Source organism: Micromonospora sp. LOL_024 (assembly GCF_048060415.1).
Taxonomy (GTDB): Bacteria; Actinomycetota; Actinomycetes; order Mycobacteriales; family Micromonosporaceae; genus Micromonospora.
In genome coordinates, this window is record NZ_JBHMIS010000008.1 from 157902 (window position 1) to 178504 (window position 20603).

Sequence of the window (20603 nt, forward strand, 5' to 3'; positions counted from 1 at the left end):
GAGTCAGTCCGCAAGGTCCGTCGGCAGCAGCCCGAAGACCGTCGAGTCGACCCTCCCGCCGGCCGTGCCGGGTAGCCGCCCCCGCAGCAGCCCCTCCCGTCGGAACCCGGCCTTCTCCAGCACCCGCTGGGAAGCCACGTTCTCCGGCAGGGTGCCGGCCCAGAGGCGGGCCAGGCCGACCTGGTCGAACCCCCACCGGGCCAGCAGCCGAACCGCCCGGGTCGCGTAGCCGTGCCCGCGCCACCGGGGCAGCAGGCTGTACCCGACCATCGCCTGTCCGGACGCGGGCTGGTCGTACAGCAGCATGCAGTTGCCCGCGAAATCGCCGGACGCCACGTCGAGGACGGCCATCGCTGCGGCGCCGCCGACCAGCCACTGACTCTCCGCGCCACGACAGCGCCGGTCGATCTCGTCGCAGCCGGCCGGCGTCGGGGGTACCCGGGTCCGCACCACCGCCGGATCGGTGTGCAGGCGGTACATCTGGTCGGCGTCCAGCGGACCCAGTCGACGCAGGAGGACGACGCCGTCGGTGAGTCGGCCGTCGGGTAGGTCCGGCAACGGTCGCTCGACCGGCCCGGGCGGATCGTCGGCGAGGCGTACCCACAGCGTCAGGTCGCGCCGGCGGCCGTCCCGTACCGGCGTGGCCCCGCGGCGTACCCCCTCCGACCGGAACCCGGCGGCCAACGCGACCCGCTGGCTGGCGGCGTTCTCGACGTGGGTGAGCAGCTCCAATCGGGCGGTGCCGGTGGCGAAGGCGTGCTCTGCCAGGGCCCGGGTGGCGGTGGTGGCCACGCCCCGGCCGCGCGCCCACGGCGCGACCCAGTAGCCGATCTCGGCCTGGCCGCGCTGCGGCACCGGGTGGCTCAGTCCCACGGTGCCGAGCAGCCGGTCGGTGGCCGGGTCGGTGACGGCGTACGCGGCCCCTCCGCTGGCAAAGGCGGCGGGGGCGCTCTCGGTTACCCACCGCCGGGCCTCGGCCTCGGTGTACGGGTCGGGCAGGCCGTCGAGGAACCGCTGGACGAGCGGGTCGGCACAGCCGGCGGTGATGTCGGCGACGTCGTCCAGGTGGAACGCGCGCAGCCTGATCCCGGGCGCCTCGACCGGCTGCGGTGTCACGTCAGGTCCTCCGCGAGCAGGGCGCCCAGCCAGGCGTCCACCCGGGTGCCGCGGTGGTGCAGTGCCCTGCGGGCGGTGCCTTCGAGGGTGAAGCCGGCCTTCTCGGCGACCCGGCGGGAGGCGACGTTGCCGACGTTGGCCCGCCATTCGACGCGGGCCAGCCCGAGCGTGGTGAAGCCCCAGGCGCAGACCGCGGCCAGCGCGGCCGGTTGGTAGCCCCGGCCTCGGGCGTGCGGCGCGGTCATGAAGCCGACGTCGGCCAGGAGCGGGTCGGTGGCCGACAGCCGCAGGTCGATCGAGCCGGCGTACCGGTCGGCGGGGTCGGCGACGACGAAGCTGGCGCTTGTGCCGGCGGCCCAGGTGCCCTGCACCAACGTGAGGAAGTGTTCGGCGTCCGTGCGCTGGTAGCTCTCCGGGACTGTCGTCCAGCGCAGCGTCTCCGGGTCGCGGCAGGTGGCGACAAGCTGGTCGAGGTCGCGAACCTCCATCGGGCGCAGGATCAGCTCGTGCCTGCCGGCGGTGGCGAACAGGGTGGGCTGTTCCCGGCCGAAGACGCCCGCCCGGCGGGCCGCCAGCGTGCCGGGGCCGGCGGGGCTCACCCCGGCGGGGGCCGGCACGTCGCCGGGCAGCAGCGAACCGACCCATTCGTGACAGCCGTCCTGCTCCGGGTCGGCGGCCCGCAGTCGCCCCTCGACGTGGAAACCGGCCCGGAGGGCGACGAGCCGGGAGGCGTGGTTGCCCACCAGGGCCGTCCAGAGCAGCCGCCGTACCTTCAGTTCGTCGAAGGCCCACCGGGCGGTGGCCCGGACGGCGCCCACGGCGACGCCCCGCCGGCGCGCCCACGGCGCGGTCCAGTAGCCGATCTCACTGAGTTCGTGCTGGCGGTTGATCGTGTTCAGCCCGCAGGCGCCGAGCAGCTCGCCGCTGGCGGCGTCGCAGACCGCGAACGGCGCGCCGGTGCCGAGTTCCCACTGGCGCGCCCCGTCGGCCACGAACTTCTGGGCGTGTTCGGGCCGGTACGGGCGGGGAACTCTGGTCCAGCGCTGGATGTCCGGATCCTGGCAGGCGCGGTGGACGGTGTCGGCGTCGGCGGCCCGCCATGGCCGTAGCAGCAGGCCGTCTTCGGTGATCTCCACGGGCTCCATCGGCACCATCGTGCCGGATCGTTCGCCGACGGCGTAACCGATAACCGGGACGCGGGTAGGCATGGAGCGTGTTATGTCAGGTTCGCGGCACTCGACCACCTCCACCAGTGACCACCGGCCCGCCGGAACGCCTACGATGGTTCGGAGACTGTCTAGGGGAGCGTTGATCCGTGTCGATTCTTGAAAAGGTCCTCCGTGCGGGCGAGGGGCGCATGGTGCGTCGCCTCAAGGCGATCGCCGCCGCCGTCAGCTCGATCGAGGACGACTACGTCAATCTCACCGATGACGAGTTGCGCGACATGACCGAGCAGTTCCGGGAGCGGATCGCCGAGGGCGAGACCCTGGACGACCTGCTGCCCGAGGCATTCGCGGTCTGCCGGGAGGCAGCGGCGCGGGTGCTCGGCCAGCGGCCGTACGACGTGCAGGTGATGGGTGGCGCGGCGCTGCACTTCGGCAACATCGCCGAGATGAAGACAGGTGAGGGCAAGACCCTGACCTCGGTGATGCCGGTCTACCTCAACGCGCTGTCCGCAAAGGGCGTGCACGTGATCACCGTCAACGACTATCTGGCCCAGCGCGACGCCGCCTGGATGGGCCGGGTGCACGAGTTCCTCGGGCTGACCGTCGGCGTGGTGCTGCCCAACCGGCCGTCCGTCGAGCACCGTGCGGCCTACGAGTGCGACATCACCTACGGCACGAACAACGAGTTCGGCTTCGACTACCTGCGCGACAACATGGCATGGTCCAAGGACGAGCTGGTCCAGCGTGGCCACAACTTCGCTGTGGTAGACGAGGTCGACTCGATCCTGATCGACGAGGCCCGCACCCCGCTGATCATCTCCGGTCCGGCCGAGCACTCCGCCCGCTGGTACGGCGAGTTCGCCGCCGTGGTGGCCCGGCTGCAGTCCGGCAAGGACGGCGAGGGCGACTACGAGGTCGACTACTCCAAGCGCACCATCGCGGTCACCGAGCGTGGCGTGGCCAAGGTCGAGGACCGGCTCGGCATCGACAACCTCTACGAGTCGGTGAACACTCCGCTGGTCGGCTACCTGAACAACGCGATCAAGGCCAAGGAGCTGTACAAGCGCGACAAGGACTACATCGTCAACGACGGCGAGGTCCTGATCGTCGACGAGTTCACCGGCCGGATCCTGCACGGCCGCCGCTACAACGAGGGCATGCACCAGGCGATCGAGGCCAAGGAGGGGGTGGAGATCAAGCAGGAGAATCAGACGCTTGCCACCATCACCCTGCAGAACTACTTCCGCCTCTACGACAAGCTCTCCGGCATGACCGGTACCGCGCAGACCGAGGCGGGCGAGTTCAACAAGGTCTACAAGGTCGGCGTGGTGACCATCCCGACCCACCGGCCGATGGTCCGCGAGGACCGGGCCGACGTGATCTACAAGACCGAGCAGGCCAAGTTCAACGCCGTCATCGAGGACATCGCCGAGCGGCACCAGGCCGGGCAGCCGGTGCTGGTAGGCACGGTCTCGGTGGAGAATTCCGAGATCCTGTCCACGCTGCTGCGCCGCCGGGGCATTCCGCACTCGGTACTCAACGCGAAGTTCCATGCCCGGGAGGCGGAGATCGTCGCCCAGGCCGGTCGTAAGGGCGCGGTCACGGTGGCCACCAACATGGCCGGCCGGGGCACCGACATCCTGCTCGGTGGCAACCCCGAGTTCCTTGCCGCGAGTGAACTGCGCCAGCGCGGGCTCGACCCGCTGGAGAACGCCGAGGAGTACGACAAGGCCCTCGAAGAGGTCATGCCCAAGTGGAAGCAGGCGTGTGACGCCGAGGCGGATGAGGTCGCCGACGCCGGTGGGCTCTATGTGCTCGGCACCGAGCGGCACGAGTCCCGGCGGATCGACAACCAGCTGCGGGGTCGGTCCGGCCGGCAGGGCGACCCGGGCGAGTCGCGGTTCTACCTGTCGCTGCAGGACGAGTTGATGAAGCGGTTCCGTTCCGGCGCGGTGGAGGCGGTCATGGACCGCTTCAACATTCCGGAGGACGTGCCCATCGAGTCGAAGATGGTCACCCGCCAGATCAAGAACGCGCAGGCCCAGATCGAGGGGCAGAACGCCGAGATCCGCAAGAACGTCCTCAAGTACGACGAGGTGATGAACAAGCAGCGCCAGGTGGTCTACGCCGAGCGGCTGCGGGTGCTCAACGGCGAGGACCTCTCCGAGCAGGTACGCACCATGATCAGTACAGTGGTCGAGGAGTACGTGCGGGGAGCCACCGCCGACGGCTACGCCGAGGACTGGGACCTCGACCAGCTGTGGACCAACCTCAAGCAGCTCTACCCGGTGGGCATCACCATCGAGGAGATGGAGGAGGAAGCCGGCGGGTCACGGGCTAGCATCGACGGCGACTTCCTGGTCGCCCGGCTCAGGGACGACGCGAACGCTGCGTACGACCGGCGCGAGGAGCAGCTTGGCGTCGAGGGCGCCCGGCAGCTGGAGCGGATGGTGCTGCTCCAGGTCATCGACCGCAAGTGGCGTGAGCACCTCTACGAGATGGACTACCTCCAGGAGGGCATTTCGCTGCGGGCGTACGCCCAGCGCGACCCGGTGGTGGAGTACCAGCGCGAGGGCTTCGACATGTTCGCCACCATGATGGACGGCATCAAGGAAGAGACGGTCGGCTTCCTCTACAACCTTGAGGTGCAGGTCGACGAGCCGGAGGCGGCCGAGGAGGTCCAGCTGCTGGACAAGCCGGTGGAGATCCGGGCCAAGGGCCTGGTTAGGGCGCCGCAGCAGCAGGGGCTGCAGTACTCCGCGCCGACCATCGACGGCGAGGCCGGAGCCGGCGGAGTCGCCGTGCAACGCGGCGACCAGCGCGCTCCGGCGCTGGGCATCGGGCAGCCGGATCCGACTGTCCCGGCGGCGCCGGGACGCCCGGTGTCGCAGCGCCCGGCCGCTGGCCTGCGTGACCCGGCGGTTCCGGCGGGCGCGGCCCGCCAGGTCGCGCCCGGCCAGGCGAGCGCCGGCAACGGACCGTCCCGCAACGCACCGTGCCCCTGCGGCTCGGGTCGTAAGTACAAGCGCTGCCACGGTGCCCCCGGCGGCAACTCGGCCGGCTAGGCCGACGCGCCCACAGGATCACCACTCGGTCCAGGAACGAGCGGCCACGAACACGGCCACTCGATCCTGGATCGAGTACGTCCGGCCGCCATCAGGCTGACCGCCAGGCAGGTCTGGCAGTCAGCCTTGAGCAGGTGAGTGACGAGGGCGGGTCAGAGGACCCGCAGGTCGGTGCAGAGCCAGTTGCCACGCCGGTACTCCAGGCGTAGAGCCAGCGCCCAGCTGCGGCCGGCGGCTCCGGTGAGCACCGCGGCGGCCTCGATGGCGGCGGAATGTGGCTCGCAGACACGGAGCCGACGCAGCCGGAGGCCGGGTCGGGTCGAGCGGCGCCGCGCGGGCACCCCGCGGGCGGCGGCGCGGGCGAGTTCGTGCAGCAGTTGGGCGGACCGGGCCGGGTCGAGTTGCTGCCGGAGCTGCACCGGCGGCCGGAAGCCGTTGAGCACCTCGAGGCAGGTGGTGACGAACCGGTGGGCGACGCGGGTGGCCGCCGGGGTGGCCGTCGCCAGGGCCTCTAGCGGCAGGTGCCGGATGGCGTCGTCGCCGGGCCCGGCCGGCGTGGGTCGACCGAGGGAACGTCGCTCGTCCGCCGTGGGGGTGCCCGGCGCGCCGGCACGTCTGCCGGTGCGGGTGGCGTTCCACCGGGCGGGGGGCCGATCGGATGGGCGCTCGCTGGACCAGCGTGGGTTGCCAGCGAATAGGTCGAGCGCGAGTTGCCCGTCGGTCTTGGCGGGCCAGCCAGCGGTGTCCTCGTCCACGAAGGGTGGATCGGATGCGGGCACGGGGCGCAGCCGCACGGGCGGGTGTGCCGGCCCGGGTCGCCGGAGATCCGTCATCAGACCGCCCCTCACTCAACCGCAATCGCGTGCGTTTGCCTTCGTTTGCCTTCGACAGCGTCGATTCTCCGACATGATGAAGGCATCGGTCAATGCCGCCGTGACGTCCTGGCTACTCGGGCTCGCGTTCGGCCAGCGGGTTGCCGCGAACCCACTCGGCGGTCTCCGCGTACTTGTGCTGGATGTACTCCTCCAGCCGGGCCCGCTCGACCCGCCACTGGCCCCGTCCGCCGACCTTGATCGCGGGTAGTTCGCCGCTGCGTACCATGTGGTAGACCTGCGAGTCCGACACGTTCAGCTCGGTGGCCACGTCGGACAGGAGCAGGAACCTCGGCTCCACGGAAACTCCCAGGGTTGATGTCGTTTGCCTCAGTTTGCCATCGATGGTGTGGTCAGGCCACCGATGTCGAGCGGCACGCCGGCACAGCCGGACACACCGGACGTAGCCGGAACTTCCACCGGAGCGGTCCGGGGTGTATGACGGTCACGGCGCACGACGCGGTCGTACGCCCGGCCGGTGGCGTAGCCGACGAACGGAACAGAGCGGGGGAGATCACCGGTGACTGACGAGCTTGTTCGGGTCTACGTGCCGGCGACCGTGCCAATGCTGGCCGGGCTGCCTGAGCAGGGCCTCTCCGCGACGCAGGCGCACGCGGTGACTCCGACGCTGCGCGAGTGGTACGCGGAGGGCGACGAGGAGGAGTTGGAGTACGTCGCCTTCACCCGGGCCGCCCAGGACGCCCTGCAACTGATCGGCCGCGACCCGGCCGTGCCGCCCCGGCGGGTGGTGATCTCGGCGGACCTGCCGGCGACGAGGATCGGTCGGGGCGACGGCGAGTTGGGCGCCAGCACGGTGGAGCTGCGCGGGCCGGTGCCGGCCTCCGCCGTGGCGGCCATCCACGTGGACGGTGTGGACGCCGCGACCGACGTCGCCGCAGCCGCGCAGGTGGTGATGGAGGCGCTGGCCGGCGATCCCGACGCGCAGTTCACCGTCGACGGCGCCGAGGACCACGAACTGGAGTGGTACGACCCGAGCGAGTTGGAGACGTTGCTCGGTACCGGTGCCGCCGCCGAGGAGTGACCGCCGGTCCACGCGAACCCACCCCGGCCCCGGCCCCGGCCCCGGTCAGCGGCCGGCGCTGCGGGTGCTCGCCTCGTCGACGCCTGAGTCGTCCGGCTCGGACGCCTCGTCCTCGGCTGGTGGCGAGGCGAGCGTGCGACCGAAGGTGACCATGGCGGTCAGCGCGCCGACGAAGAGCACCCAGATGGCGTTGTCCACCCGTGTGGTGCCGAGGGATGTCTGCGCCACCGCGTCCGCCTCGCTGAGCGCGGCGGCCAGGTCGATCAGGGAACGCCCACCGACCCTGATGATCACCTCGGTGAGCAACAGCAGCAGCCCCGGACCCGCCCCGGCGACGAGGTAGGCCGGCCAGCGCAGCTCGGCTCCCGTGCCGCTGTGGGCGGCCCGCCGTCGTGCCCAGCTGAGGTAGCCGAACGCCAGGACGCCGGCGACGAGCCCGGCCAGCAGGGACTCGGTCCGGGAGACCCAGCTGGCCGCGTCGACCAGCGACTGCTGGCTGTCGCCGGCACCGAAGAGGTCGAACAGCGGGTCCCGGACCAGGCTGAAGGCCACCACGAAGAGCAGGGTGACCAGTGCGGCGTAGGCCACCGCCCCGACCACCGCCCCGTTTCGGGCACCCGCGAGCGCACCGCCGATGACGGCTGCGGCTGCGGTGGTACCGGCGATCGTCCGGGTGACCGTGTCGCCGGCGTAGCTGAGGTCGATCGCGAGCGCGGCAAGGAGCCCTACCAGCAGGCCGGTGCCGACCGCGACCACGAATCGCAGGGTCGTCCGGTCACCTCGCCGGGCGACCGGCTCGCCGACGGCCAACCCCACCGCCGCGCCGGCCACCAGCGCGGCCGAGATCACGCCGGGCAGCGCGAAGGCCGACAGGCTGACCGCGGTGACGCCGGCGGTCGCCGAGCTGATCGCCTCGCGGGTCGACCAGAGCATCGCCGCCAGCCAGCCCGCCGCGAGCACCGCCAGCGCCAACGTCCCGGGTGCGGGTGTCGGTCGCCCGATGTCGATGGCTCCCGCGGGCGACGGGTCGACTGTCACCGGAGGGTCGGGTTGCGCGGCGGTCGGCCCACCGGGCTCGTTGCTCATCGTCTCCCCTTCGCCGCCAGGCCCGACCGGGCCGGAACGTTACCGGCAACCCAGCGTACGCGGCCAGGTTGCACGGAGGTCCAAAACCGCGGCACCTGCGTTCCTTCGGGTGTTTGCCGATCTCAGGCACGAATGCATGCCGAAGTTCATCGACAGCCTCTTGATCGGCGGTTTCGGTGTGGCCTGGCTGTGATCGAGCGGCGCCGGACATGGGAGGATCGGGATGAGGTCCCGCCACCGTGGGGCCGGTTTCGCCATCGCCGTCGAGATCGCCAGGAGCCCTGATGGACGCCGTGTTCTCCGTACCCGAGCCGCACAACGAGGCGGTGCGAAGCTACGAGCCGGGCAGCGCTGACCGCGAGCGGCTCCGGCGGCGGCTCACCGAGCTGGCCGCCGAGCGCATCGACCTGCCGATGACCATCGCGGGCGAGCAGCGGATGGCCGGCGGCGAGTCCATCCAGGTGGTGCAGCCGCACCGGCGTGCCGAGGTGCTCGGTATCACCGGGCACGCCACCCACGACGACGCGCGGGCCGCCGTCAAGGCGGCCAAGGACGCGGCACCCGGGTGGCGCGCGCTACCCTTCGAGGAACGGGCCGCGATCCTCCTACGCGCCGCCGAACTGCTCGCCGGCCCCTGGCGGGACACGCTCAACGCGGCCACCATGCTCGGCCAGTCGAAGACCGCGGTGCAGGCCGAAATCGACGCCGCCTGCGAGTTCATCGACTTCCTGCGCTTCAACGTGCACTTCGCCCGCCGGCTCCTCGCCGAGCAGCCGTTGTCGTCCGCCGGTGTGTGGAACCGGTTCGACCACCGACCGCTGGAGGGCTTCGTCTACGCGGTCACCCCGTTCAACTTCACCGCGATCGCCGGCAACCTGCCCTCGGCGCCGGCCCTGCTCGGCAACACGGTCGTCTGGAAGCCGGGCCCGACCCAGCAGTTCGCGGCGCACTTCACCATGCGACTGTTCGAGGCGGCCGGTCTCCCGCCCGGTGTGATCAACATGGTCACCGGCCGGGGTGAACAGGTCTCCGACGTAGTGCTGGCCGACCCAGACCTGGCTGGCATCCACTTCACCGGGTCCACCAAGGTCTTCCAGCACCTCTGGCGCACGGTGGGCGAGAACATCGCGACCTACCGGGGCTACCCGAGGCTGGTCGGCGAGACCGGGGGAAAGGACTTCGTGGTCGCGCACCCCAGCGCGGACGTCGACGCCCTGCACACCGCGCTGATCCGGGGTGCCTTCGAGTACCAGGGCCAGAAGTGCTCGGCGGCCTCCCGGGCGTACGTCCCGCGCTCGCTCTGGGAGGGCGGCCTGCGCGACCGGCTGGCCGCCACCACGGACGGGCTGGCCTACGGCGACGTCACCGACTTCCGCAACTTCGGCGGGGCGGTGATCGACGACAAGGCGTTCTCCCGGCACACCGCCGCGTTGAAGTTGATCTCCTACGACGACAGTTGCCGGGTCGTCGCCGGCGGCACCGCCGACGACTCGATCGGCTGGTTCGTCCGTCCGACGATCTTCGAATGCGGCGATCCGGCCCACGAGACGTTCACCACCGAGTACTTCGGGCCGATCCTCGGCGTGCACGTCTTCGACGACGCCCGCTTCGACGAGGTCGTCACCCAGGCCGAGTCGATCGCCCCGTACGCGCTCACCGGGTCGATCTTCGCCACCGACCGCCGGGTGGTCGACGCGGTGGCGGAGAAGATGCGCTACGCGGCGGGGAACTTCTACATCAACGACAAGCCGACCGGTGCGGTGGTCGGGCAGCAGCCCTTCGGTGGCGCGCGGGCCAGCGGCACCAACGACAAGGCCGGCTCCTGGCACAACCTGATCCGCTGGACGTCGCCCCGGACCATAAAGGAGACCTTCGTCCCGCCCACCGACCACACCTACCCCCACATGGGCTGAGGGTAGGCGGGGCCCCTTGTCAACGCCTCGCGTACAGAAGGGGCCCCTTCTCAACTCGTCGTCAGGCTGAGCAGGGCCGACGCACCGTCGGGCACCGACAGTGCACATAGGAAACCCCATTGGGTGGCGAAACGGTGAAATCCTGGACGCCGGCCCGGCAAAGTGGCAGCGTGAGGGGCATGGCGGAAACCGGAGTGAACCCCACGGCGGCGGCCCTGCTTGGGCTGCTCCACGAGGGTCCCATGACAGGTGGCCAGTTGATGGCCGCCGCCGAGCGCCGACTGGCGCCGTACTGGTCAATGACCCGCAGCCAGGTCTACCGGGAGTTGCCGGTGCTGGCCGAGCGGGGTTTCGTCCGGTTGGGTAAGCCCGGACCGCGGATGAGTCAACCGTACGCGCTCACGGCCGCCGGCAAACGAACCTTCACCCGATGGCTGGCCGAGGACCCGGGGCGGGACACCATCCGAAACCCGATCGCCCTACGCATCGCGTTCGGAAACCTACACTCCCCGAGCCAGCTCAAGAACCTCCAGGCCGCAGCCAACGAGTACCACACCGATGCGCTGGCCCGGGTCCGCGAGCAGGTCAAGAACGCCAAGAAGGAAGGCGACACGTACGACGCGAGCGCGCTCGAATTCGCCGTGGCGTACCACCGTGCCGCGCTCTCCTGGCTCAAGAGCGCCCCCGCCGGCTGAGCCTCACCTGGGCTTTCCTGGCTCGGTCTGCGGGGCTCGCAAGCTCACTCCTCGCCCGAGCAGTACCCTTGTCTGTCGTGACCGCTGCCGATTTCGCCGAACAGCTCAAGGAACTCGACGCCACCCTGCGCAACATCGAGGCGGTGCTCGACTTCGACCGCCTCCGCTCGGACAAGGCCCGCCTGGAGCAGGAGGCGTCCGCCCCGGACCTCTGGGACGACCAGGCCCGGGCCCAACTGGTCACCTCGCAACTGTCGTACGTCAACAGCGAGATCGACAAGCTCGGCAGCCTGCGCTCGCGACTGGATGACGCGCACGTGCTGCTGGAGTTGGCCGAGGACGAATCCGACTCGGGGGTGCTCGCCGAGGTCGAGTTGGAGATCAGCAGGCTGACCAGGGCCATCCAGGACATGGAGGTCCGCACCCTGCTTTCCGGCGAGTACGACTCCCGGGAGGCGCTGGTGGCCATCCGGGCTGGCGCTGGCGGTGTGGACGCGGCCGATTTCGCCGAGATGCTGCTGCGGATGTACCTGCGGTGGGCCGAACGGCACGGCTACCCCACGGAGGTCTTCGAAACCTCGTACGCCGAGGAGGCGGGCCTGAAATCGGCCACCTTCACGGTGAAGGTGCCGTACGCCTACGGCACGCTCAGCGTGGAGTCCGGCACTCACCGGCTGGTCCGGATCAGCCCCTTCGACAACCAGGGCCGCCGGCAGACCAGCTTCGCCGGCGTCGAGGTGCTGCCGGTGGTGGAGCAGACCGACAGCATCGACATCCCCGAGAACGAGATGCGGGTCGACGTCTATCGATCCTCGGGCCCCGGCGGTCAGAGCGTCAACACCACCGACTCGGCGGTGCGGCTCACGCACATCCCGACCGGCATCGTGGTGACCTGCCAGAACGAGAAGTCGCAGTTGCAGAACAAGGCCTCAGCGCTGCGGGTACTGCAGGCCCGGCTGCTCGAGCGCAAGCGCCAGGAGGAGCAGGCCAAACTTCAGGGCCTCAAGACCGACGCCGCCGGCTCCTGGGGTGACCAGATGCGTTCGTACGTCCTGCACCCCTATCAGATGGTGAAGGATTTGCGTACCGAGCAGGAGACCGGCAACCCGAGCGCCGTCTTCGACGGTGAGCTGGACTCCTTCATCGAGGCGGGGATCCGGTGGCGCAAGCAGCAGCAACTCGCCGGCGACGGTGCGTGATCGCTTGTTGGCGGAGCGCGTCGTGGATCTCCACCTGACGTGCTGATTCAACGACTTGCCCCGCAACGGCGGGGCGTAGCACTTGGCACGGCAGTTACACCGCGTAGACTCACCACCCGTGATTCAGCTTGAGCAAGTGACGAAGACGTACCCGAAGGCGTCGCGGCCTTCGCTCGACAACGTGTCCGTGTCGATCGACAAGGGCGAGTTCGTCTTCTTCATCGGCCCATCCGGCTCCGGCAAGTCCACCATCGTCAAGATGCTGCTGCACGAGGTGATCCCCAACAAGGGTCGTGTCGTGGTGAACGGCAAAGACGTCACGTCGATGCGGTCCTGGAAGCGCCCGCACTTCCGCCGGTCGATCGGCTGTGTCTTCCAGGACTTCCGGCTCCTGCCCAACCGCACCGCCTACGAGAACGTCGCGTTCGCGCTGGAGGTGATCGGCAAGACCAAGGCGGTGGCCCGCCGGGTCGTGCCGGAGGTGCTGGAACTGGTCGGCCTCGGCGGCAAGGAGCACCGCTACCCGCACGAGCTGTCCGGTGGTGAGCAGCAGCGCGTGGCGGTGGCCCGGGCGTTCGTGAACCGGCCGCTGATCCTGCTGGCGGACGAGCCGACCGGAAACCTGGACCCGGACACCTCCATCGAGATCATGCGCCTGCTGGACCGGATCAACCGCACCGGCACGACCGTCGTGATGGTCACGCACGACTCCAACATCGTGAACCAGATGCGCCGCCGGGTCATCGAGATCGAGAGCGGCCGCATCGTTCGCGACCAGGCCCGCGGCGTCTACGGGTGACGAGACCGACCCACCGCACCCTGATCTGACGACGAACACAGCACGCCGGAGAGCCGGAGGAAAACCCGATGCGGATGAAATACGTCCTGTCCGAGGTACTGGTCGGACTGTGGCGCAACGTGACCATGACCATCGCGATGATCATCACGTTGGCGGTCTCGTTGACCATGCTCGGCGCCAGCGGCCTGATCTACACCAAGGTCGCCGACATGAAGCAGCTGTACTTCGAGAACATCGAGGTCTCGATCTTCCTGAACGCCGACGTCACCGACGAGCAGCGCACCGACATCGCCGGCCGGCTGGAAGCCGATCCGCTGATCTCACAGGTCACCTACGTCAACAAGGACGAGGCGTTCCAGCGTTTCCAGGAGATGTTCCGGGATTCGCCGGACCTGCTGAGCGCGGTGAAGGCGGACCAGTTGCCCGAGTCGTACCGGCTCAAGTTGGTGAACCCGGAGGAGTACAAGACCATCTCCGACCAGTACGTCGCGATCGAGGGGGTCGATCAGGTCGTCGACCAGAGCCAGGTGCTCGACAAGATCTTCAACCTGTTCACCGCCGGGCAGAACATCGCCCTGGTCGCCGCGATCGCGATGGCTGTCGCGGCCCTGCTGCTGGTGGCGAACACCATCCAGGTGGCCGCGTACAGCAAGCGGCGTGAGGTCGCGGTGATGAAGCTGGTCGGCGCCTCGAACTGGTTCATCCAGGCGCCGTTCGTGCTGGAGGCGGTGGTCGCCGGCCTGATCGGGTCGGTGCTCGGCCTCGGAGCCCTGATAGCCCTCAAGGTCTTCCTGTTCGACGGCGCACTGAGCGCCCTGCAGGGGCTGTTCGCGCCGGTGAGCTGGGGCGAGGTGTTCCTGACCTTCCCGTTGATGGCCGGCATCGGTGGTGTGATCAGTGCGGTCACCGCCTGGGTCACTCTCCGCTTCTACCTGCGGGTCTAGCCTGCCGGTCAGGGGCCCTTCCATCGCCGGAACAAACGGTGCGGGAGGGCCCCTGTCATTCGGGTAGCATGATCTTCGCTCTTCGGCGGCCCACACACCGGTCGAGGGCGGCAACCGGAAGGGGGTGGCGCGGCGATGCCACGGGAGAAGGGGCGCAAGGTCGTCGCCTCCAACAAAAAGGCGCGTCACGACTACGCCATCCTCGACACCTACGAGGCGGGAATGGCGCTGACCGGCACCGAGGTCAAGTCGCTGCGGGCCGGGCGGGCGTCGCTGGTCGACGCGTTCGCCCAGGAGCGGGACGGCGAACTCTACCTGCACAGCATGCACATCCCGGAGTACACCCAGGGCACCTGGACCAACCACGAGCCTCGGCGTACCCGCAAGTTGCTGCTCAAGCGGCTGGAAATCGACCGGCTGGTCGGCAAGCTCCGGGAGAGTGGGCTGACCCTGGTGCCGTTGCAGGTCTACTTCTCCGACGGGTGGGCCAAGGTGGAAATTGGCCTGGCCCGGGGCAAGAAGTCGTACGACAAGCGGCAGGACCTCGCCAAGCGGGACGCCGACCGGGAAATCGCCCGGGCGGCCGGACGGCGAGGCAAGGGGATGGACTATTAGCGTTTGTCCGGATTGCCTCATTCTGGCTGGTCGACTCAGGCTCAGGATGAATCCGGTTGCGGCAGGCGTTAGGCTTGTCAGTGCCGCCACACCGGCGGCCCGTCGAGGGGGTGACTGGTTTCGACTTCGTACGCAGCGACAGGGGAAGCGAGCCGAGGAAGCCGACGTCGTCTCGAAAATCGGTCGTCGGAAACTTATAAGCGCCAAGAGCAATCGCGCTGACTTCGCTCTCGCCGCCTGAGGCGAGTAGCTAAGTCTGTCGGCCTGGGAGCGCCTTCGACCCAGTAGCCGGCATCAGCTAGAAGGCTGGCCAATCGGACCCGGTCGCGGGGTCCGTGCGGCGAGATCAATCAGCGACTGGGCCCGTCACACCAACTTGCTCGCGTGAGCGGTGGGGCCGAGTAGAGGCACAGCGAGCTGCGCTCGGAGAAGCCCTGACAAACCGGCGAAGGACCCGGGTTCGATTCCCGGCACCTCCACCACCTGAACTGCGCGCCCCGGTCATCCGACCAGGGCGCGCAGTCGTCTGCACCCACACCTACGACGGGCGGGCCAGACCGCCAGGCCACGAGAGGTACGTCCCCGGGAACCCACCGCGGCGCGGGCCCGTCCAACAGGCATGCGCCGATCTCCCGCCCTGCTGGGCCTGCCGCTGCTGATCATCGTCGCCGGTTGCGCCCAGGTGGATACCGAGCCGGCAGACACCGGCCCACGGCTCGACCGGCACGTGGCGTTCGACCAGCGGGCCACAGTGGTCGCCGACGGGTGGCGGCCACCTACGGCGTGGACCACCGGCTACGTGCCGCTCCAGGAGGTCACGGTGCTCGTCGGCGAAGCGGCGTTCACCGACGAAACCAAGCTGGCCTTCAACGCCGGCTGGTACCGCGAGCAGGCTGTCCTACCGGCTGGGCAGCCCGACGACGGCACGATTCGCTTCCCGGACGGAGAACTGCGCGTCCCGCTGATCACCGCAGCCGAGGCGTACCAGCAGCTCGACCAGGGCGACCCGCCGCCCTGCCCGGGCCGGCCCAAGGAGCCCGGCACGCCGCCGCCGGCAAACCCGCCGGACGCGCCGGCCGGACCGGACGACCCGGTGAGCAGCGCACCGCAGGCCGCGTGCGTCCCGCTCACCGTCACCGGCGTCGAACTGGGCCACGCGCCGGTCCACACCAGCCGAGGGGCCGCACAGGTGCCGGCGTGGTTGTTCACCGTCCAGGAGATCGGCGCTGTGGTTGCCCGCGCCGCGGTCGCACCGCACTCGGTCGGTGCCCTGCCCGAGCCGGTCGCGCCCACCGCGCCGGTACCACCGGACCTGGTCGGTGCCCAGGACATCGGGGCCATCGACGGAGCGTCGCTGACCTACCGGCTCGGCATAGGCAGCTGCGACACCGAAATCACCCCGTTGGTGCAGGAGCACGATCACCTGGTGGTCGTCGGCGGCTCGGTCCAGCGGTCCAGCGGCGTCTGCGACGACATGCTGAAGTTCGAACCGGTCACGGTGACGCTGCGCGCTCCACTGGGCGTCCGCCCGGTCCTGGACGTGCTCAGTGGCACGCCGCTGCGGCTCGCCGCCGGCTGACCGCCTCGGTGGCTCAGAGGATCGGCGGTACGTCCGTGCGGATCGGCACCGGCAGCACCGTCGGCCGGTCCGCCCGCAAAGCCGTGGCCAGGGCAGTGCCGAGGTGGTCGGGCGCCTCCACCACCCCGGTCGCGCAACCGTAGCCGGTGGCGATCGAGGCGATGTCGAGCCCGGGCAGGTCCAGCCCGGGTACCCCCGGGGTGTGCTTGAGCTCGGCGAACGCCTTCAGGATGGCGTACTGCTGGTTCACCGGGACCACGACGACCAGTGGCAGCCGCAACTGGGCCGCTGTCCAGAGGGCCTGCACCGAATAGTGGAACGAACCGTCGCCGATCACCGCCACCACCGGCCGGTGCCGCCCGGTGTCGCGCTGCGCGAGCGCGATGCCGACGGCAGCCGGCAGCCCGTAGCCGAGGCCGCCGCTGGCCATGGTGAAGTACGAGCCGGGCGTCCTCAACCGCAGCCGGCGGCGCAGCGCCGACAGATTGGACGGCGACTCCTGCACCAGCACCCCGTCTTCGGGCCAGTGCCGGGCCAGCGCGGCGAACAGCGCGTCCGCGCTGAGCGGTACCGTGTCCTCCACCGGCGGCGGAGCCGGCCGGGTCGGCGGAGGCGGCCGGTCCGCCGGGGGCATCAGGTCGGCCAGCGCGGCGAGGGCGAGGCCGGCCTCGCCGAGCAGGCTGTCACCGACCGGCGCGCGGGCCGCCTCCTCGGGATCGTCGGTCACGTGCAGCAGCCGGGCGCCGTCCGGCAACGTCTCACCCGGCACGTGCGGGTAGTAGCGGAACACCGGGGCGCCGACCACCAGCACCAGGTCGTGCCCCCGCAACTGTTCGGCCAGCGGGCCGATCGCGAACGTCAACACCCCCTGGAAGTGCGGATGATCCTCGGGAAAGGCGGTGCGCTCGGGCGCGGGCGCCGACCAGACCGGGGCGACCAGTCGCTCGGCCAGGGCGACCGCGGCCGGCCAGGCACCGGCGCGGTCCACGGCCGCGCCGAACACCAGCACCGGTGACCGACTGGTCGCCAGCGCCGCCGCGAACTCGCGCAGTCGCTCCGGGTCGGGAGCGAACCGGGTGGCGACCGTACGGGTCGGTGGGGGCGGGTCGGCGGGTTGCGCCCAGTCGTCCAGCGGCAGGGAGAGGAAGACCGGTCCGGCCGGTGGCTGGATCGCGGTCGCGTACGCCCGCATGAACGCCGCCGGCACGTCCTGCGCCCGAACCGGCTCGTGGGCCCACTTGACGTACGGCCGGGGAAGTTCGGTGGGGTGTCGGGCGGTGAGCCGAGGTTCGAGCAGCAGCATCTCCCGGGTCTGCTGGCCGGCGGTGACGATCAGCGGGGCCCGGTTGTGCCAGGCGGTGACGATGTTGCCCATGGCGTTGCCGGTACCCGGGGCCGTGTGCAGGTTGACGTGGGCGGGCGCACCGGTGACCTGGGTGTAACCATCGGCCATGCCGACGGCAGATGCCTCGTGCAGCGCGAGCACGTAGTGGAAGTCGTCCGGGAAGGCATGCAGGAACGGCTCCTCGGTGGAACCGGGATTACCGAATACGGTGGTCATGCCCAGGGCCCGGAGCAGGTCGTAAGTGGTGTCGCGGACCGTTGCCATCGCCACTGAATGTATCGGGGTAACCCGGGCGTAGCGGGCATTTCGGCCTGGTTCCGGCGGCGGCTCTCCCAGCGCTCGAACCCACGTGCCCGAGGCGACGGCGGTAGCCCTCGCCGAGTCAGTCGATCACCCGCCTTCACCCCTTCGCCAGGGTCGGGGACGCAAGCTATGGTGCCAGACATGGCAATGACAGCGCGGATCGCACCGGTTGGTCCCGCCGGTATGTGTGACCGGTTCCGCCGCCCGGTACACGACTGACGGGTGCGCGTGATGCAGGGAGAGGGGCAGGCGATCGGCGGGCGGGCGACAGAGTCGATGACCGGGAAGCTGCTGGTGGCGACGCCCGCGCTGAAGGACCCGAACTTCGACCGCACGGTCGTGCTGCTGGTCGCGCACGAGCCCGGCGGCGCGCTCGGCGTGGTGCTCAACCGGGCCACCGAAGTGCCGGTGGGGGACGTGCTGCGCGACTGGGGCGATCTTGCCCGCCACCCGGCGGTGCTGTTCGAGGGCGGCCCGGTCCAGCCCGACTCAGCGATCTGCCTGGCCCGGATGCGCCCCCCGGTACGCCGGCTCAGGGGCTTCCAGCAGGTCTCCGGCGCGGTCGGCACGCTCGACCTGTCGGTCGACCCGCAACGGATGCGGGACAACGTACAAAGCATCCGGGTCTTCGCCGGGTACGCCGGCTGGGGCACCGGGCAGCTGGAGCAGGAGATCGAGGGCGGTTCCTGGTTCGTGCTGGACGCGCTGCCCGGCGACGCCTTCGTCGAACGGCCCGACGACCTGTGGCCGATGGTGCTGCGCCGGCAGGGCGGCATGATGGCCGCGGTCGCACACTTCCCGCCGGACGTGGCCCTGAACTGACCCCGGGCCGGTAGGCCCCCGCAAGATGACCATGCCGTCAGGCGTGTGTATAGTTCTCCAAGTGCCCGGGATGCCGGGTGCGACAGCAAGGGGCCGTGGCGCAGCTGGTAGCGCACCACACTGGCAGTGTGGGGGTCAGGGGTTCGAGTCCCCTCGGCTCCACCATCTTCCACCGCAGGTGGAAGGGTGGATTTCATCGGCAGAGGCCGATCTCCCGTGATCTTGTGATCACAGCTGTGCTCACAATGATCCGTTACGCTGACTCCCATGTCGCTCGGCTGTGAGCACGGGAGGAAAAGATGGCGGTCCGCGATTCAGGTGTGGGGCTAGTTCCTGACGCCCTGCCGTGCCCAACGCGTAGCACCTCGACGGTCCGACGCTCGTCAACGATGAGTGGGGCCGCATCGAGGTCAGACTTCCGTCTGTCTCTCCGGAACGCCTCTGCACGCCGCTTCTTCTGCGGTGCCTGCGTGGGACAGCCTTCTCAGCCGTAGCGCTCCCGATAACCCTGGCCGCTCACGATGAGCGCGGTGAGATCACCGTGCTCCGGATCGTCGCGCCCAGGTATGGATGGCGGTCCCGGCCACGTGCTCCACCACTTGACCGGGACCTTGATTGGACGCAGGAGGTCCAACCCATGAACCACCCTAAGACCCGACGATCGCAGCCTGCCCGGCCGGTGGCGCTAGCGATCGTCCAAGCGAGCCGTCTCGCAAGAGGCGAGGCCACGAGCCCTGTGCGCCGATCGTATGCGAAGGGCCGGTCGTTGCCTGCCGGGCAAGCACGGATGCGCATTTCTGCGCCCCGAATCCCGCTGAACGGCGTCCGGCGATGAGCGTCCGACAAGACCCGAAACGGAACACCTGGTACTACGTCATCGATCTGCCGCGTGGAGATGACGGCAAGCGTAAGCAGAAGTTCGTTCGCGGGTTCGAGACGGAGAAGGAGGCACTAAAGGCCGAGGAACTGGCTCGCAAGCAGTTCGGCCAAAGCGAGTTGGCGGCAGACGGCACGATGGCCGCTGAACTGGTGAAGTGGCTGGAAGAGCGCGAACTGGATGTTGCGGTGACAACGCTGAGCAACTACCGCAACGCGATCATGAAGTACATCATTCCGCGGCTGGGTGCTCGGCGACTGTATGACCTGGACAGGCAAACGATCAACGACTTCTACCGTCATCTGTTGAGGAAGGGCGGCCGGAGGGGCACGGGGTTGTCGGCGGAGACGGTCAGGCACGTCCACCGGACACTGATGAAGGCGCTCAAGGACCTTGGCGTCGTCATCGATGGCGTCCGGCAGCCTCGCCCCGACGACCGTGAGGAGCATGGCCGAAAGGGGATTTGGACGGCGAAGCAGTGTGGTCAATTCTTGGCGCACATCGCCGATGACCGCCTCTACGCGGCCTGGGTGCTCGTCGTCGTGTGCGGCATGCGTCGCGGCGAGGTGGCCGGGTTGAAGTGGTCGAAGATCGATCTAGATCGCAAGATCCTCCACGTCCACTGGCAGCGCGCTGTTGCATCCGGCGAAGTCGAGGGCGGCGTTGTCGAAAAGGCGCCGAAGGGCAAGAGCAAGAGGTCCATCCTCTTCGGCTCCGCCTTGAGTACGGTGTTGTCGGAACACCAGCGCCGACAGCAGAAGGAAATGGCCGAAGCTGGTCTGCTGTACAAGGAGCTCGGCTACGTCTTCTGTAAGGAGGACGGTGCGCCGTACCATCCGAAATACTTCACGGACCGGTTCCGGGCTCTCTGCATCGCGGCCGGCGTACCGGTGATCGTGCTGCATGACGGGCGCCACACGTCCGCGACCGTTGGTGCTGACCATGGAGTGCCGCGACATGCGATGCAGAAGCGTCTGGGGCACGCGCGGGCGCGGATGACGGACGAGATCTACACCCATGTCCTACCGGAGTCGGAGCGGCGATCTGCTGAGATCATGGAAGAGACGATCTTGGGGCCGCTCGGCCACGACGAGTAGGGCGACGACAAGGCGGCTGGGCGAGGTCGAATGGGACCTCGCCCTTGCCGTTTCCGTTCTCGTGCCTC

17 protein-coding genes, 1 tRNA gene and 1 other RNA gene are annotated in these 20603 nt (G+C 69.5%); 13 read left to right on the forward strand and 6 right to left on the reverse strand.

The window, feature by feature from the left end; all coding sequences use genetic code 11:
- Positions 1 to 3: 3 nt before the first annotated feature.
- Positions 4 to 1116, reverse strand: coding sequence for a GNAT family N-acetyltransferase (locus ACFHWY_RS12235; protein ID WP_416580276.1), 1113 nt, complete (start codon positions 1114 to 1116; stop codon positions 4 to 6).
- Positions 1113 to 2261: a GNAT family N-acetyltransferase gene (locus tag ACFHWY_RS12240; protein WP_416580277.1), complete on the reverse strand. Its 1149-nt coding sequence runs from the start codon at positions 2259 to 2261 to the stop codon at positions 1113 to 1115. Before ACFHWY_RS12240 ends, ACFHWY_RS12235 begins: the two co-directional genes overlap by 4 nt.
- Positions 2262 to 2431: 170 nt before the next feature.
- Here ACFHWY_RS12240 and secA point away from each other — a divergent pair, with 170 nt between their 5' ends.
- Positions 2432 to 5347, forward strand: coding sequence for a preprotein translocase subunit SecA (gene secA / locus ACFHWY_RS12245; protein ID WP_416580278.1), 2916 nt, complete (start codon positions 2432 to 2434; stop codon positions 5345 to 5347).
- 152 nt (positions 5348 to 5499) lie between these two features.
- On the opposite strand, the gene ACFHWY_RS12250 is transcribed toward secA, so the two are convergent.
- Together ACFHWY_RS12250 and ACFHWY_RS12255 are read right to left on the reverse strand one after the other, a co-directional pair.
- Complete coding sequence (locus ACFHWY_RS12250) at positions 5500 to 6180, reverse strand: Rv3235 family protein (RefSeq protein ID WP_416580279.1); 681 nt, start codon at positions 6178 to 6180, stop codon at positions 5500 to 5502.
- Between the two features lie 112 nt (positions 6181 to 6292).
- Positions 6293 to 6520, reverse strand: coding sequence for a helix-turn-helix domain-containing protein (locus ACFHWY_RS12255; RefSeq protein ID WP_416580280.1), 228 nt, complete (start codon positions 6518 to 6520; stop codon positions 6293 to 6295).
- Positions 6521 to 6739: 219 nt separating this feature from the next.
- On the opposite strand from ACFHWY_RS12255, the gene ACFHWY_RS12260 reads away from it, so the two are divergent.
- Positions 6740 to 7261 (forward strand): DUF6912 family protein, encoded by a 522-nt coding sequence (locus tag ACFHWY_RS12260; protein WP_416580281.1) that lies wholly within the window; start codon positions 6740 to 6742, stop codon positions 7259 to 7261.
- Positions 7262 to 7306: 45 nt separating this feature from the next.
- On the opposite strand, the gene ACFHWY_RS12265 is transcribed toward ACFHWY_RS12260, so the two are convergent.
- Complete coding sequence (locus ACFHWY_RS12265) at positions 7307 to 8347, reverse strand: hypothetical protein (RefSeq protein WP_416580282.1); 1041 nt, start codon at positions 8345 to 8347, stop codon at positions 7307 to 7309.
- A gap of 284 nt (positions 8348 to 8631) precedes the next feature.
- Between ACFHWY_RS12265 and pruA the strand changes: the two genes are divergently transcribed.
- The 8 genes from pruA (at position 8632) to ACFHWY_RS12305 (ending at position 16091) form a co-directional block, all read left to right on the forward strand.
- Positions 8632 to 10260 (forward strand): L-glutamate gamma-semialdehyde dehydrogenase, encoded by a 1629-nt coding sequence (gene pruA, locus ACFHWY_RS12270; protein ID WP_416580283.1) that lies wholly within the window; start codon positions 8632 to 8634, stop codon positions 10258 to 10260.
- A gap of 179 nt (positions 10261 to 10439) precedes the next feature.
- Positions 10440 to 10955 (forward strand): helix-turn-helix transcriptional regulator, encoded by a 516-nt coding sequence (locus tag ACFHWY_RS12275; RefSeq protein ID WP_416580284.1) that lies wholly within the window; start codon positions 10440 to 10442, stop codon positions 10953 to 10955.
- A 77-nt stretch (positions 10956 to 11032) separates the two neighbouring features.
- The gene (gene prfB, locus ACFHWY_RS12280; protein WP_416580285.1) at positions 11033 to 12154 is read left to right on the forward strand and encodes a peptide chain release factor 2; all 1122 of its coding nucleotides are present in this window, start codon (positions 11033 to 11035) and stop codon (positions 12152 to 12154) included.
- A gap of 118 nt (positions 12155 to 12272) precedes the next feature.
- Positions 12273 to 12953: a cell division ATP-binding protein FtsE gene (ftsE, locus tag ACFHWY_RS12285; RefSeq protein ID WP_416580286.1), complete on the forward strand. Its 681-nt coding sequence runs from the start codon at positions 12273 to 12275 to the stop codon at positions 12951 to 12953.
- 68 nt (positions 12954 to 13021) lie between these two features.
- Entirely contained in the window at positions 13022 to 13897 is an 876-nt protein-coding gene (gene ftsX / locus ACFHWY_RS12290) for a permease-like cell division protein FtsX (protein WP_416580287.1), read from the forward strand.
- A gap of 135 nt (positions 13898 to 14032) precedes the next feature.
- The gene (gene smpB / locus ACFHWY_RS12295) at positions 14033 to 14512 is read left to right on the forward strand and encodes an SsrA-binding protein SmpB (RefSeq protein WP_416580288.1); all 480 of its coding nucleotides are present in this window, start codon (positions 14033 to 14035) and stop codon (positions 14510 to 14512) included.
- A 106-nt stretch (positions 14513 to 14618) separates the two neighbouring features.
- Positions 14619 to 14994: a transfer-messenger RNA gene (ssrA, locus tag ACFHWY_RS12300) on the forward strand.
- Between the two features lie 137 nt (positions 14995 to 15131).
- A complete protein-coding gene (locus ACFHWY_RS12305; protein WP_416580289.1) occupies positions 15132 to 16091 on the forward strand; it encodes a hypothetical protein in 960 nt (319 codons plus the stop codon).
- Positions 16092 to 16104: 13 nt separating this feature from the next.
- Here ACFHWY_RS12305 and mdlC read toward each other — a convergent pair whose 3' ends face one another.
- On the reverse strand, positions 16105 to 17700 hold the full coding sequence (gene mdlC, locus ACFHWY_RS12310; RefSeq protein ID WP_416580290.1) for a benzoylformate decarboxylase: 1596 nt from the start codon (positions 17698 to 17700) through the stop codon (positions 16105 to 16107).
- A gap of 270 nt (positions 17701 to 17970) precedes the next feature.
- Between mdlC and ACFHWY_RS12315 the strand changes: the two genes are divergently transcribed.
- From ACFHWY_RS12315 to ACFHWY_RS12325, 3 genes are all read left to right on the forward strand, one after another.
- Positions 17971 to 18561 carry a YqgE/AlgH family protein gene (locus ACFHWY_RS12315; RefSeq protein WP_416580337.1) on the forward strand — a complete coding sequence of 197 codons (591 nt, stop codon included), beginning with the start codon at positions 17971 to 17973 and terminating at the stop codon, positions 18559 to 18561.
- Between the two features lie 89 nt (positions 18562 to 18650).
- Positions 18651 to 18726 (forward strand) — tRNA-Ala (locus tag ACFHWY_RS12320).
- A gap of 666 nt (positions 18727 to 19392) precedes the next feature.
- A complete protein-coding gene (locus ACFHWY_RS12325; RefSeq protein ID WP_416580291.1) occupies positions 19393 to 20535 on the forward strand; it encodes a tyrosine-type recombinase/integrase in 1143 nt (380 codons plus the stop codon).
- Positions 20536 to 20603 lie beyond the last annotated feature (68 nt).

Excerpts from the sequence above, each read along its gene's own strand:
- ACFHWY_RS12240 (WP_416580277.1), bottom strand. The coding sequence starts at position 2,261 with ATGGAGCCCGTGGAGATCACCGAAGACGGCCTGCTGCTACGGCCATGG.
- ACFHWY_RS12250 (WP_416580279.1), bottom strand. The coding sequence starts at position 6,180 with ATGACGGATCTCCGGCGACCCGGGCCGGCACACCCGCCCGTGCGGCTG.
- ACFHWY_RS12265 (WP_416580282.1), bottom strand. The coding sequence starts at position 8,347 with ATGAGCAACGAGCCCGGTGGGCCGACCGCCGCGCAACCCGACCCTCCG.
- pruA (WP_416580283.1), top strand. The coding sequence starts at position 8,632 with ATGGACGCCGTGTTCTCCGTACCCGAGCCGCACAACGAGGCGGTGCGA.
- ACFHWY_RS12275 (WP_416580284.1), top strand. The coding sequence starts at position 10,440 with ATGGCGGAAACCGGAGTGAACCCCACGGCGGCGGCCCTGCTTGGGCTG.
- ftsX (WP_416580287.1), top strand. The coding sequence starts at position 13,022 with ATGCGGATGAAATACGTCCTGTCCGAGGTACTGGTCGGACTGTGGCGC.
- smpB (WP_416580288.1), top strand. The coding sequence starts at position 14,033 with ATGCCACGGGAGAAGGGGCGCAAGGTCGTCGCCTCCAACAAAAAGGCG.
- ACFHWY_RS12305 (WP_416580289.1), top strand. The coding sequence starts at position 15,132 with ATGCGCCGATCTCCCGCCCTGCTGGGCCTGCCGCTGCTGATCATCGTC.
- mdlC (WP_416580290.1), bottom strand. The coding sequence starts at position 17,700 with ATGGCAACGGTCCGCGACACCACTTACGACCTGCTCCGGGCCCTGGGC.
- ACFHWY_RS12315 (WP_416580337.1), top strand. The coding sequence starts at position 17,971 with ATGCAGGGAGAGGGGCAGGCGATCGGCGGGCGGGCGACAGAGTCGATG.
- ACFHWY_RS12325 (WP_416580291.1), top strand. The coding sequence starts at position 19,393 with ATGAGCGTCCGACAAGACCCGAAACGGAACACCTGGTACTACGTCATC.